Annotated in this window: 11 protein-coding genes and 1 pseudogene; all 12 read left to right on the forward strand. The window is 68.4% G+C overall.

Annotated features, from left to right (window positions below; translation table 11 throughout):
- The first annotated feature begins 91 nt into the window (after positions 1-91).
- Positions 92-538, forward strand: coding sequence for a division/cell wall cluster transcriptional repressor MraZ (gene mraZ, locus QP609_RS03185; RefSeq protein ID WP_004143635.1), 447 nt, complete (start codon positions 92-94; stop codon positions 536-538).
- A gap of 14 nt (positions 539-552) precedes the next feature.
- Complete coding sequence (gene rsmH / locus QP609_RS03190; protein ID WP_014645936.1) at positions 553-1,521, forward strand: 16S rRNA (cytosine(1402)-N(4))-methyltransferase RsmH; 969 nt, start codon at positions 553-555, stop codon at positions 1,519-1,521.
- Positions 1,518-1,781: a cell division protein FtsL gene (gene ftsL / locus QP609_RS03195; RefSeq protein ID WP_005415286.1), complete on the forward strand. Its 264-nt coding sequence runs from the start codon at positions 1,518-1,520 to the stop codon at positions 1,779-1,781. The genes rsmH and ftsL overlap by 4 nt, the downstream gene beginning before the upstream one ends.
- Entirely contained in the window at positions 1,778-3,622 is a 1,845-nt protein-coding gene (locus QP609_RS03200) for a penicillin-binding transpeptidase domain-containing protein (protein WP_014645937.1), read from the forward strand. Before ftsL ends, QP609_RS03200 begins: the two co-directional genes overlap by 4 nt.
- Positions 3,619-5,127 carry a UDP-N-acetylmuramoyl-L-alanyl-D-glutamate--2,6-diaminopimelate ligase gene (locus QP609_RS03205; RefSeq protein ID WP_197621410.1) on the forward strand — a complete coding sequence of 503 codons (1,509 nt, stop codon included), beginning with the start codon at positions 3,619-3,621 and terminating at the stop codon, positions 5,125-5,127. The genes QP609_RS03200 and QP609_RS03205 overlap by 4 nt, the downstream gene beginning before the upstream one ends.
- Positions 5,124-6,518: a UDP-N-acetylmuramoyl-tripeptide--D-alanyl-D-alanine ligase gene (gene murF / locus QP609_RS03210; protein WP_126411734.1), complete on the forward strand. Its 1,395-nt coding sequence runs from the start codon at positions 5,124-5,126 to the stop codon at positions 6,516-6,518. The genes QP609_RS03205 and murF overlap by 4 nt, the downstream gene beginning before the upstream one ends.
- Positions 6,508-7,593: a phospho-N-acetylmuramoyl-pentapeptide-transferase gene (gene mraY, locus QP609_RS03215; protein WP_004154219.1), complete on the forward strand. Its 1,086-nt coding sequence runs from the start codon at positions 6,508-6,510 to the stop codon at positions 7,591-7,593. Before murF ends, mraY begins: the two co-directional genes overlap by 11 nt.
- Position 7,594: 1 nt before the next feature.
- Complete coding sequence (ftsW, locus tag QP609_RS03220; RefSeq protein ID WP_197621409.1) at positions 7,595-8,920, forward strand: putative lipid II flippase FtsW; 1,326 nt, start codon at positions 7,595-7,597, stop codon at positions 8,918-8,920.
- Entirely contained in the window at positions 8,917-10,005 is a 1,089-nt protein-coding gene (gene murG / locus QP609_RS03225; RefSeq protein WP_197621408.1) for an undecaprenyldiphospho-muramoylpentapeptide beta-N-acetylglucosaminyltransferase, read from the forward strand. Before ftsW ends, murG begins: the two co-directional genes overlap by 4 nt.
- A gap of 40 nt (positions 10,006-10,045) precedes the next feature.
- The gene (gene murC / locus QP609_RS03230; RefSeq protein WP_014645942.1) at positions 10,046-11,482 is read left to right on the forward strand and encodes a UDP-N-acetylmuramate--L-alanine ligase; all 1,437 of its coding nucleotides are present in this window, start codon (positions 10,046-10,048) and stop codon (positions 11,480-11,482) included.
- Entirely contained in the window at positions 11,479-12,441 is a 963-nt protein-coding gene (locus QP609_RS03235) for a D-alanine--D-alanine ligase (protein ID WP_014645943.1), read from the forward strand. The genes murC and QP609_RS03235 overlap by 4 nt, the downstream gene beginning before the upstream one ends.
- A pseudogene (locus tag QP609_RS03240) lies at positions 12,438-13,112 on the forward strand (cell division protein FtsQ/DivIB); the annotation flags it as partial. The gene QP609_RS03235 and the pseudogene QP609_RS03240, both read left to right, overlap by 4 nt.
- Between the last annotated feature and the right edge of the window lie 59 nt (positions 13,113-13,171).

Here is a 13,171-nt window from a genome sequence, read left to right on the forward strand (position 1 = left end):
CTGCTAAGGTGGGCATCAGAGGGAAATCCGGGTGTTTTGTGGGTTTTCGTGGTTCAATGTTTCACCGGGCGAAGGACAAGGTGCAGGCGTCGTGTTCCAGGGCGAGACGGCCATCACAGTTGACGACAAAGGGCGCATGGCGGTTCCCACCGCTTACCGCGACCTCGTCGCGCGCGCCAGCAACAACCGTCTCGTGCTGACCTACAACCCGTTCGAAGCCGGCTGCCTGTGGCTGTATGCAGAGTCGGAATGGGAGCGGGTCCGCGACGATGTGATGTCCAAGCCCAACACCCAGCGCGTCGTGCGCCTGTTGCAGCAGAAGCTGGTCGGCTCGGCCGCCCATCTGGAACTGGACGGCAACGGTCGCATCAGCATCCCCGCCAGCCACCGCGGTGCGGTGGGCATTGAGAAGAAGGCGGTATTGCTCGGTATGGGCGACAAGTTCGAATTGTGGAGCGAGCAGGCGCATCGGGCCCTGATCCAGCAGACGTTGTCTGACGAGGATCTGGGTGATGGGTTGCTCGACCTGAAGTTGTGAGCCGGGGTGCCCGGATGCGCCCAGAAGCGCAGGCCGGTCACCTTCCGGTGTCGCAGTCGCCGGCGGTGCACCTGCCGGTCCTGTACACCCAGGTCCTTGAAGGCCTGAGGGTGATCGAAAACGGACGTTATCTGGATGGCACGTTCGGTCGTGGCGGTCATGCACGTGGCGTGCTCACCCAGCTCGGTCCCGAGGGGCGCCTGCTGGTCATGGACAAGGATCCGGAAGCCATCGCCGTTGCCGAGCGCGATTTCGCGCCGGACCCGCGCGTGTCCATTTTCCGGGGCAGCTTCGCCCAGCTGCTGCAGTGGGACGCGACGGCCGAAGGCCTGGACGGCGTGCTGTTCGACCTCGGCGTGTCGTCGCCGCAGCTGGACGTGGCCGAACGTGGCTTCAGCTTCGGCAAGGACGGCCCGCTGGACATGCGCATGGATCCGGACAGCGGTGAAAGCGCCGCGCAGTGGATCAACCGCGTCGAAGAGCGCGAGATCGCTGATGTGCTGTGGACCTACGGCGAAGAGCGCCAGAGCCGGCGCATCGCCCGCGCCATCGTGGCCCGCCGCGAGAAGCAGCCGTTCTCCCGCACCGCCGAACTGGCCGAGCTGATCGCCTCGGTGATGCCGCGTGGGAAGGACAAGATTCACCCGGCCACGCGCAGCTTCCAGGCCATCCGCATCCACATCAACCGCGAGCTGGCCGATCTGGAAGCCGGGCTCGATGCGGCGGTGGAACGGCTCAAGCCCGGTGGCCGCCTGGCGGTGATCAGCTTCCACTCGCTGGAAGACCGCATCGTCAAGCAGTACATGAACCGCCTGGCCAAGGCGCCGCCGGCCAACCGCCGGCTGCCCGAGGCGGTTGCGTTCGTGCCGACGCTGGACCTGATCGGCGGCGCCATCAAGGCCACCGACGAAGAGCTGGCCGCCAACCCGCGTGCCCGCAGCGCCGTGCTGCGCGTGGCACAGAAGCGGGGGGGCGATGCATGAGCCGGCTGCTGCTGATCATCCTGCTGGCCTGCACCGTCGCCTCGGCGATCGGCGTGGTGTTCGTGCGCCACCGCCACCGGCAGACCTTCATCGAGCTGTCGCGTGCCGAGCGCAAGCGCGATGACATCAACCTTGAGTTCGGCCGCCTGCAGCTGGAACAGGCCACCCTGGCCGAAGCCAACCGCGTGGACCGCATTGCCCGCGAGAAGCTGGGCATGAAGTTCCCCGAGGCCGCTGACATCGTGGTGGTGCGCCCATGAGCAAGACCGGCCGCAACCGCCCGCGCAACGCCTTCAACCTGCGCCAGCGCCTGCGCTGGGTCGCGCTGGCGCTTGGCCTGTGCTCGGTGTCGCTGGTGGGTCGCGCGGCCTACGTGCAGATCATCAACAGCGATTTCTACCAGCGCCAGGGCGAGGCCCGCTACCTGCGCGAGCTGCCGATCAAGACCTCGCGCGGCATGATCACCGACCGCAACGGCGAGCCGCTGGCGGTGTCCACCCCGGTCGCCTCGATCTGGGTCAACCCGCAGGACCTGCTGCGTTCGCCCGAGCGCATCCCGGAGCTGGCCCAGGCGGTCGGCATGTCGGTGGATGAGCTGAGCAGCCGCCTGTCGCAGAAGTCGGACAAGGAATTCATGTACCTGCGCCGCCGGATCAATCCGGACGAGGCAGAGAAGGTGGTCGCGCTGAAGATTCCGGGCGTGGCCGCGCAGCGCGAGTTCCGCCGCTTCTACCCACAGGGCGAAGCGATGGCGCACGTGCTGGGCTTCACCAACATCGACGACCGCGGCCAGGAAGGCCTGGAGCTGGCGTTCGACGAATGGCTGCGCGGCAAGGCCGGTGCCAAGCGGGTGATCCGCAACCGCAAGGGCGAGACCGTCGAAAGCGATCTGCTGCGCGCCGCCGAGCCGGGCAAGGACCTGACCCTCAGCATCGACCGCCGCATCCAGTACCTGGCCTTCAAGGAACTGCGCAACGCGCTGGTGGCCAACAAGGCGGCCGGTGGTTCGATGGTGATCATGGACGTGACCACCGGCGAGATCCTGGCCATGGTCAACCTGCCGACCTACAACCCGAACTCGCTGACCGGCGCGATCCCCGATACGCGCCGCAACCGCGCGGTGACCGACCTGGTCGAGCCGGGTTCGACGATGAAGCCGCTGACCATCGCCACCGCGCTGCAGGCCGGTGCGGTGACCAAGGACACCATCATCGACACCAACCCGGGCTACATGACCCTGGGCCGCTTCACCATCCGCGACGTGCCGCGCAACAACGGTGTGCTCAACGTGACCGGCGTGATCACCCGCAGTTCGAACGTGGGTGCGGCCAAGGTTGCGGCGAAGATGCCGGACCAGACCTTCTACGACGGCGTGCGCCGCTTCGGCTATGGCTCGGCGCCGCACAGCGGTTTCCCGGGTGAATCGGCCGGCGTGGTGATGCGTCCGGCACGCTGGTCGGGTACCACCAAGACCACCATGTCCTATGGCTATGGCCTGTCGGTCACGCCGCTGCAGATTGCCACCGCGTACTCGGCGCTGGCCAACGGCGGGCGCCTGATCGCGCCGACCTTCGTCAAGGGCCAGCGCAATGAAGGCCAGCAGATCATCGACGAGAACGTCGCCCGGCAGGTGGTGGCGATGATGGAAACGGTAGTCACCCAGGGCGGCGCCAAGCAGGCGGCGGTGCTGGGTTACCGCGTGGCCGGCAAGACCGGCACCGCGCGCAAGGCCGGCCCGGGCGGTTATGAGCGCGGCCATTACAACGCGCTGTTCGCCGGCGTGGTGCCGGCCACCAACCCGCGTTTCGCCACCGTCATCGTCATCAACGACCCGCAGGCCGGCAAGTTCTACGGCGGCCTGGTGTCGGCGCCGGTCTACCACAACGTGATGGAAGGCACCCTGCGCCTGATGGACGTGCCGCTGGACGACCTGCAGTCGTGGCTGGCCGCACAGCAGTCGGGCAAGGTCGGCCATTCGGCCTCGATCCTGCCTGCGCCGCCGGCCGAGACCGCGCTGCCGGTCGATGCCGCCGCTGAATTCGACGCTGCGCTGCCGAGCGCGCAAGCCCAGACGCCGCCCGCTACGGGAGGCACGCAATGAGTCCTTCGATGTTGCTTTCGCAGTTGCTTCCGGACGTGGCCCTGGCGGGTCACGATCCCGTTCTGACCGGCCTGGTGCTGGACAGCCGTGCCGTGCGCCCCGGCAATGCCTTCGTCGCCATCGCCGGTTTCGGCGCGCATGGCCTGGGCTTTGTCGAGCAGGCGCGCGCTGCCGGTGCCAGTGCCATCCTGTTCGAACCGCCGGCACCGGCCGATCTGCCGGCCCCGGCTGATGCGATCGCCGTGCCGGGCCTGCGCGCGCGCATGGGCGCGATGGCCGACCAGTTCCATGGCGCGCCATCGCGGGCGATGGCGATGGTCGGCGTGACCGGCACCAACGGCAAGACCTCCACCGTGCAGCTGCTGGCCCAGGCCTGGCATCTGCTCGGAACGCCCAGTGGCAGTATCGGCACGCTGGGTGCCGGACTTTATGGTGCGGTCGAGCCGACCGGCTTCACCACGCCGCTGGTGCTGCAGATGCATGCGCTTCTGGCGCAGCTGCGCGACGCCGGCGCGCGCGCGGTGGCGATGGAAGTCAGCTCGCATGCGCTGGACCAGGGCCGCGTGGACGCCGTGCACTACGACGTGGCGGTGTTCACCAACCTTACCCGCGACCATCTGGACTACCACGGCGACATGGCCAGCTACGGCGCGGCCAAGGCGCGGCTGTTCCATCGCCCGGGCCTGAAGGCCGCGGTGATCAATCTGGACGATGCCTTCGGCCGGCAGCTGTTCGCGGGCCTGCCGGCCGGCGTGCAGGCGATCGGGCTGAGCTCGCGTGGTGCCACTGACGCCAGCGTGCGCGCCGAGGCGCTGCAGCTGGACGGTCGTGGCATCGCCTTTGAACTGGTCATCGACGGCCAGGGCGCGGCGGTGCAGTCGCCGCTGCTGGGCCGCTTCAACGTGGACAACCTGCTGGCCGTGGCCGGTACCCTGCACGCGCAGGGCCAGCCGCTGCCGCGTATCGCCGAAGTGCTGTCGGCGCTGCAGCCGATCCGCGGCCGCATGAACCGCCTGGGCGGTGAAGACGGCCTGCCGACGGTGGTGGTCGACTACGCGCACACCCCGGATGCGCTGGAACAGGCGCTGGACAGCCTCCACGGGCACCTGCAGGGCACGCTGTTCTGCGTGTTCGGCTGCGGCGGCGAGCGCGACACCGGCAAGCGCCCGCAGATGGCGGCGATTGCCGAGCGCCTGGCCAACCAGGTCATCGTCACCGACGACAACCCGCGCGGCGAAGATGGCGATGTGATCGTGGCTGACATCCTGGCCGGCTTCCAGAACGCCGATGCCGTGACCGTGCAGCGCAGCCGCGCGCGTGCGATCGGCCTGGCGGTGAAGCGTGCCGGTGCAGGCGACATCATCCTGATCGCCGGCAAGGGCCACGAGCCGTACCAGGAAGTGAATGGCGTGCGCCATGACTTCGACGACACCGAAGTGGCCGCCGCCGCACTGGCGGCCAAGGCCGGTGTGCTCAGCGCGCAGGCCGGGGAGGGTGCCGCATGAAGCGCACCCTGCTTTCGCTGATCGCACACTGGGCCGGTGGCGAGATCCACGGCGACGACGTGGCCATCGATGCGGTCAGCAATGACACCCGCAATCTCGGTCCGGGCAGTCTGTATGTGGCGCTGCGCGGCGAGCGGTTCGACGGCCATGACTTCGCGGCCGACGCGCAGGCGCGCGGTGCCAGTGCGCTGCTGGTCGAGCGCCTGCTGCCGGTCGAACTGCCGCAGGTGCTGGTGGCCGACAGCGAACTGGCGCTGGCGAAGATCGCCACCGGCATGCAGCGTGACCGTGGCACCGAGGTGTTCGCGATCACCGGCAGCAATGGCAAGACCAGCGTGAAGAGCCTTCTGCTGTCGATCCTGCAGCAGGTGGCCCAGCACGCGCACAAGGTGGTCTACGCCAACCCGGGCAACCGCAACAACGAGATCGGCCTGCCGCTGGCGGTGATCGATGCGCCGGAAGATGCCGACTACGCCGTCTACGAGATGGGCGCCGGCAAGCCGGGCGACATCGCCTACCTGACCGAGATCGCCCGCCCGCGTTATGCGCTGGTCAACAACATCGCCCCGGCGCACCTGGAACGTATGGGCAGCCTGCTCGGCGTGGCGGTGACCAAGGGCGCGATCTACGCCGCGCTGCCGGCCGATGGCGTGGCGGTGATCAACGCCGACGATGCCTATGGCCGCTGGTTCGAACAGCATTTCATCAGCACCCCGGCGCGTTGCCGCGTGCTGCGCTATGGCCTGGAACACTCGGCGGACGTGACCGCGCGCGATATCCGCGCCGGTGCGCAGGGCAGCCAGTTCACTCTGGTCGCACCGGCCGGCGAAGCGCGCGTGGTGCTGGGCCTGCCGGGTCGCCACAACGTCAGCAATGCGCTGGCCGCCGCCAGCCTGGCGCTGGCCGCCGGTGTCGATCTGGCGCTGATTGCCGCCGGCCTGGCCGAAGCGCAGCCGGTGCCGGGTCGCCAGATCGCCCATCAGCTGCGCAATGGCGCGGTGCTGGTGGATGACAGCTACAACGCCAACCCCGGGTCGCTGGCCGCGGCCATCGATGCCCTGGCCGCGGCGCCGGAAGAGGGCTGGCTGGTGCTGGGCGACATGCGCGAGCTGGGCCCGGACGCGGAAGCGCTGCATGCGCAGGCCGGCATCCGCGCACGTGCTGCCGGCCTGAAGCGCCTGTATGCACTGGGCCCGCTCAGCGCCGCTGCCGCCTCCGCCTTCGGCGAAGGCGGCCGCCATTTCGCCACCCACGACGCGCTGTCGCAGGCGCTGAAGGACGAGCTGCACGCCGGCGTGCGCTGCCTGGTCAAGGGTTCCCGTGGCAGCGCCATGGACACGATTGTCAAAGCGCTGCTGGCGCAAGGAGAGGAATCCCCGCATGTTGTATGAACTGGCTCGATGGTTGCAGCAGTTGGAGAGCCTGTTCGGGCTGTTCAACTACCAGACGTTCCGCGCCATCCTTGCCGCGCTGACGGCCCTGTTCCTGTCGCTGTGGCTGGGCCCGGCGATGATCCGCAAGCTTGCCCAGTTCAAGGGCGGCCAGCCGATCCGCAAGGACGGTCCGCAGACCCATTTCTCCAAGGCCGGCACGCCGACCATGGGCGGTTCGCTGATCCTGCTCACCATCACCCTGTCGGTGCTGATGTGGGCCGACCTGCGCAACCGCTACGTGTGGCTGGTGCTGGCGGTGATGCTGTGCTTCGGCGCCATCGGCTGGTATGACGACTGGATCAAGATCGTCCGCCGTGACCCGAACGGCCTGAAGTCGCGCTGGAAGTACCTGCTGCAGTCGATCTTCGGCCTGGCTGCGGGCCTGTTCCTGTTCTACACGGCCGACGTGCCGGCGGCGCTGACGTTCTACATCCCGATGTTCAAGTCGGTCGCGCTGCCGCTGGCCGGCATCGGCTTCGTGGCCATCGCCTACTTCTGGATCGTCGGTTTCTCCAACGCGGTGAACCTGACCGACGGCCTGGACGGCCTGGCGATCATGCCCACCGTGCTGGTGGCCTGCGCGCTGGGCGTGTTCGCCTATGCCTCGGGCAACGTGGTGTTCGCCAACTACCTGCAGATCCCGCAGATCCCGGGCGCCGGCGAGCTGGTCATCATCTGTGCGGCCATCGCCGGCGCGGGCCTGGGCTTCCTCTGGTTCAACACCTACCCGGCCATGGTCTTCATGGGCGACATCGGCGCACTGGCACTGGGTGCGGTGCTGGGCACGATCGCGGTGATCACCCGCCAGGAGCTGGTGCTGGTGATCATGGGCGGCGTGTTCGTCATCGAAACGCTGTCGGTGATGATCCAGGTCGCCTCGTTCAAGCTGACCGGCAAGCGCGTGTTCCGCATGGCGCCGATCCACCACCATTTCGAACTGAAGGGCTGGCCGGAGCCGCGCGTGATCGTGCGTTTCTGGATCATCTCCGTCGTGCTCGTGCTGATCGGCCTGGCCACGTTGAAGGTGCGCTGAGATGAACGACCTGTCCCGCCAGGCAACACGCCTTGAAGCCATCGAAGGCAGCTACGACAAGTGGCTGCTGGGCGCGATCATCGCGCTCACCGGTGTCGGCGTGGTGATGGTGGCCTCCAGCTCGATCGCGCTGATGAGCAGCCCGTTCTATTACCTCAACCGCCACCTGATCTTCCTGGCGGTGGGTATCGTGCTGGCGGTCATTGCCGCCCGCACCGAGCTGAAGTCGATCGAGCAGTACAACCAGATGCTGCTGCTGGGCTGCTTCGTACTGCTGCTGGCGGTGTTCGCACCGGGACTGGGCAGCACGGTCAACGGTGCGCGCCGCTGGATCAACCTGGGCATTTCCAAGTTCCAGACGGTCGAAGCGGTGAAAGTGCTCTACATCGTCTGGCTGTCGAGCTACCTGGTGCGTTTCCGCGACGAGGTCAATGCGACCTGGCCGGCAATGCTCAAGCCGCTGGGCGTGGCCGGTGCGCTGGTGGTGCTGCTGCTGCTGCAGCCGGACTTCGGTTCCTCGACCCTGCTGCTGGCGATCACCGCCGGCATGCTGGTGCTGGGCGGGGTGAACATGCCGCGCATGTCGATGCCGGTGATCATCGGCCTGGTCGGCATGAGCGCGCTGGCGATCATCGAGCCGTACCGCATGCGCCGCATCACCTCCTTCCTGGACCCATGGGCCGACCAGCAGGGCGACGGCTACCAGCTGTCCAACGCGCTGATGGCGGTGGGCCGTGGTGAATGGACCGGCGTCGGCCTGGGCAACTCCGTGCAGAAGCTGTACTACCTGCCCGAAGCGCACACCGACTTCATCTTCTCGGTCACCGCCGAGGAATTCGGTTTCCTGGGTACCTGCGTGATCGTGGCGCTGTATGCGCTGCTGGTCGGCCGCACCTTCTGGCTGGGCATGCGCTGCGTGGAAATGAAGCGCCACTTCTCCGGCTACATCGCCTTCGGCATCGGCCTGTGGATCAGCATGCAGACCTTCGTCTCGATCGGCGTGAACCTGGGCATCCTGCCGACCAAGGGCCTGACCCTGCCGCTGATCTCCTCCGGCGGTTCGTCGGTGCTGATGACCTGCGTGGCGATGGGCCTGCTGCTGCGCGTGTCGTATGAACTCAAGCGCGCCGAGCGCCGCCAGGCCGTGCGCATCGGTGGCGCCGAAGACGCCGCGGCCGAACCGTCGGACAAGCCCGCCGCAGCGGTGGACGCCAGCGTGCCGACGCGTGCCGAGCCGGTCGCACCCGCGTCCGCTGCAGCGAGCGCCGCACGTGGCACCAGCCGCCTGCAGTCGCGCATCGAACCGACCTTCGGGAGGCTGTCATGAGTGCAGCCACCGAGAGTGGGCGCCCGGTGATGATCCTGGCCGGAGGCACCGGCGGTCACATCTTCCCCGGCTTGGCCGTGGCCCGCGTGCTGCGCGAGCGCGGCGTGCCGGTGACCTGGATGGGCGCCGACGGTGCGATGGAAACCCGCCTGGTGCCGCAGCACGACATCGCCATCGATACGCTGGCCATCACTGGCCTGCGCGGCAAGGGCAAGCTGGCCCTGCTGGCGGCGCCGTGGCGGCTGATGCGCGCGCTGCGCGCGGCCGGGCTCATCATCCGCCAGCGCCAGCCGCGCGCGGTGGTCGCCTTCGGTGGCTTTGCCTCCGGCCCCGGTGGCATGGCCACGCGCCTGCATGGCCTGCCGCTGATCGTGCATGAGCAGAACCGTGCGCCGGGCCTGACCAACCGCATCCTGTCGCGTTATGCGCGTCGCCTGCTGACCGGTTTCCCGGGCACCTTCGCCAAGGGCGAGGAGTTCGTCGGTAACCCGGTGCGCGCGGAAATCGCTGCCATCGCGCCGCCGGAACAGCGCTTCGCCGACCGGCAAGGCCCGCTGCGGGTGCTGGTGGTGGGCGGCAGCCAGGGCGCGCGTGCCCTCAATACCGGCGTGCCGCAGGCGATTGCCGCGCTGGGCGCCGGCCTGCCGGTGCAGGTGCGCCACCAGAGCGGCGAGAAGATGCATGCCGAAGCGGTGGAGGCTTACGCCAAGGCCGGTGTGCAGGCGGAAATCACGCCGTTCATCGCCAACATGGCCGAAGCCTTCGCCTGGGCTGACCTGGTTGTCTGCCGCGCCGGCGCGTCCACGCTGGCCGAGCTGTGCGCGGTCGGTGTCGGCAGCGTGCTGGTGCCATTTCCCGCTGCCGTCGACGATCACCAGACCCGCAACGCGGAGTACCTGGTCGAGCGCGGCGCGGCGGTGTTGCTGAAGCAGGACGGAACGCTGGCCGACGGCATTGCCGCACTGCTGCGCGATCTGTCCGAAAATCCCGCCCGCCGCATGCAGATGGCGCAAGCCGCGCGTGCCCTGGCCAAGGTCGATGCCGCCGAGCGCATCGCCGATATCATTCTCGAGGAAGCTGTATGAAGAAGGCATGCCACCGCGCCTGCCCTGCGCGAGGCCGCGCATGATCCGCCGCCTGCACGACACCAACGACCTGGTGCGCGCGTTCCCGCGCGTGCATTTCGTCGGCATCGGCGGCACCGGCATGAGCGGTATCGCCGAAGTGATGCTGACGCTGGGCTATGAAGTGTCCGGCTCGGACAACGCCGACAACGTGGCGACCCGCCGCCTGGCCAGCCTGGGTGCGCGCATCATGCGCGGCCACTCCGCGGCCAACGTGCTGGGCACCGACTGCGTGGTGGTCTCCAGTGCCATCCGCGAAGACAACCCGGAACTGATGGAAGCACGCAGCCAGCGCATTCCGATCATGCCGCGTGCGGCGATGCTGGCCGAGCTGATGCGCTTCCGCCGCGGCATCGCCGTGGCCGGTACCCATGGCAAGACCACCACCACCAGCCTGACCGCTGCGGTGCTGAGCGAAGGTGGCCTGGACCCGACGTTCGTGATCGGTGGCCAGCTGCTGGCCGCCGGTGCCAACGCCAAGCTGGGTGGCGGGCAGTGGCTGGTGGCCGAGGCCGATGAAAGCGATGGCAGCTTCCTGCGCCTGAACCCGCTGATGTCGATCATCACGAACATCGATGCCGACCACCTGGAAAACTACGGCAACGATTTCGCCCGCGTGCAGGCGGCGTTTGCCGAGTTCCTGCAGCGCCTGCCGTTCTACGGCCTGGCGGTACTGTGCATCGATGATCCGGAAGTCGCCGCGCTGGCCGCCAGGACCCCGCGCCACGTGATGAGCTACGGCATGAGCCCGCAGGCCGACGTGCGCGCCGAGAACGTGGTGCAGGAAGGGTCGCGCATGCGCTTCACCCTGCGCCTGCCGCAGGGCACCAGCCAGGAAGTGGTGCTGGCGCTGCCGGGCAGGCACAACGTGCTCAACGCGCTGGCCGCCGCTGCGGTGGGCTGGCAGCTGGGCGTGGCCCCGGACGCGATCGCACGCGCGCTGGAGGGCTTCGCCGGTGTCGGCCGTCGCTTCAACGATCTGGGCGAGGTGACCACCGCCAGTGGCGCCAAGGTCCGCATCATCGACGACTATGGCCATCACCCGAGCGAGCTGGAGGCAGTGTTCGCCGCCGCTCGTGGTGGCTGGGCCGACAAGCGCCTGGTGGTGGCCTTCCAGCCGCACCGCTACAGCCGTACCCGCGACCAGTTCGACAAGTTCGCCGCCGTGCTGTCGAGCGTTGACGCGCTGGTGCTGAGCGAGGTCTACCCGGCCGGTGAAGAACCGATTGCCGGCGCCGACTCGCATGCGCTGGCCCGTGCCATCCGTGCGCGTGGCCGCAGTGAGCCGGTGGTGGTGGGCAAGGCCGCCGAGCTGGCCAGCGTGCTGCCGGACGTGCTGCAGGACGGTGACCTGCTGCTGATGATGGGCGCCGGCGACATCGGTGCCGTGGCCACCCATATCGCGGTGGAAGGTTTCAAGGGGGAGGGCCAGGCGTGAGCACGCTGACCTTCCCGCCGCTGCGCGTGACCGACCCGGCCGAGTTCGGCCGCGTCGCCGTGCTGCTGGGCGGCAGTTCCAGCGAACGCGAGGTGTCGCTGGATTCGGGCCGCAACGTGCTCGAAGCCCTGCAGTCGCGTGGCGTCGATGCGTTCGCGGTGGACGGCATTCCGGCGCTCGCCAGCGCGCTCGCCGCCGGTGGCATCGATCGCGTCTTCAACATCCTGCACGGCCACAACGGTGGCGGTGAGGACGGCATCGTGCAGGGCCTGATGGACGCCTTCGGCGTGCCGTACACCGGCTCGAACGTGCTGGGTTCGGCGCTGAGCATGGACAAGATCCGCACCAAGCAGGTGTGGCTGTCGCTGGGCCTGCCAACCCCGCAGTACCGCAAGGTCACTGCCGAGGACGTGCACGCCAATGCCGCCGAACTCGGCCTGCCGGTGGTGGTGAAGCCGGCCAACGAAGGCTCCAGCGTGGGCATCAGCCGGGTCACCGATGACGCCGGGCTGGATGAAGCGGTGGCCCTGGCCGCGCGCTACGACGGCCAGCTGCTGATGGAGCAGATGGTGGTCGGCGACGAATTGACCGTGGCCATCCTTGGCGACGTCGCACTGCCGTCGATCCGCATCGTGCCCAAGGGCCAGTGGTACGACTACAACGCCAAGTACATCGCCGAGGACACCCAGTACCTGTGTCCGGGCCTGGACGGTGGCGACGAAGAGGACATCCGGCGCATCGCGCTGGCCGCGTTCCGTGCCGCCGGGTGCCGTGGCTGGGGCCGCGTGGACGTGATGCGCGATCGCGACAGCGGCCGTTTCTTCCTGCTGGAAGTGAACACCGCGCCGGGCATGACCAGCCATTCGCTGGTGCCCAAGGCGGCCCGCCAGGCCGGCATCGGTTTCGAGGAACTGGTGTGGCGCGTGCTGGAACAGACCCTGGAGGCCTCGCACGCATGAACGCGGTGCTGCGCATCTTCGTCTGGCTGTTGGCGCTGTCGGTGGTTGCACTGCCGGTGGTGGCCGTGGTCAATGGCTGGGTCGGCGCCGAGCGCTGGCCGCTGGCGAAGCTGCGCGTGCATGGTGAGTTCAAGCGGGTGCCGGCCGAACAGCTGCAGCAGGTGCTGCTGCCGTATGCGCGCGCCGGTTTCTTCGCGGTCAAGCTGCAGGACGCGCAGGACGCCCTGGAAAAGCTGCCGTGGGTGGAAAGCGCGCAGGTCCGCAAGCAGTGGCCGGACGTGCTGGAAGTGACCCTGGTCGAGCACAAGCCGTTCGCCCGCTGGGGTACCGACCGCCTGGTGTCCGAGCAGGGCAAGCTGTTCCCCACGCCGAAGAAGCTGTCCGACCTGGCGCTGCCGGAGCTGGATGGCCCGGACAGCCAGACCGCGGAAGTGATGAAGCTGTACAGCGACTCGCGTGCATTGTTCGCACCGGCCGGCGTCGATGTGCGCCGGGTGACGATGGACGCACGCGGCAGCTGGTCGCTGGTGCTGAGCAACGGCACCGAAGTGGTGGTCGGCCGCGACGACGCGCGCTCGCGCATGCAGCGCTTCGTCAAGGTGCTGCCGCAGCTCAACCGTCAGGACGCGCCGATCGAGCGCGCCGACCTCCGTTACACCAATGGTTTCACGCTGAGCTGGGGTACCCCGGCCACGCCGGCGAAAACGCCGGCGACCCCGGCCAGAAGCAC

The sequence above is a fragment of the Stenotrophomonas sp. 8(2023) genome (assembly GCF_030345295.1).
GTDB classification, from domain to species: domain Bacteria; phylum Pseudomonadota; class Gammaproteobacteria; order Xanthomonadales; family Xanthomonadaceae; genus Stenotrophomonas; species Stenotrophomonas muris.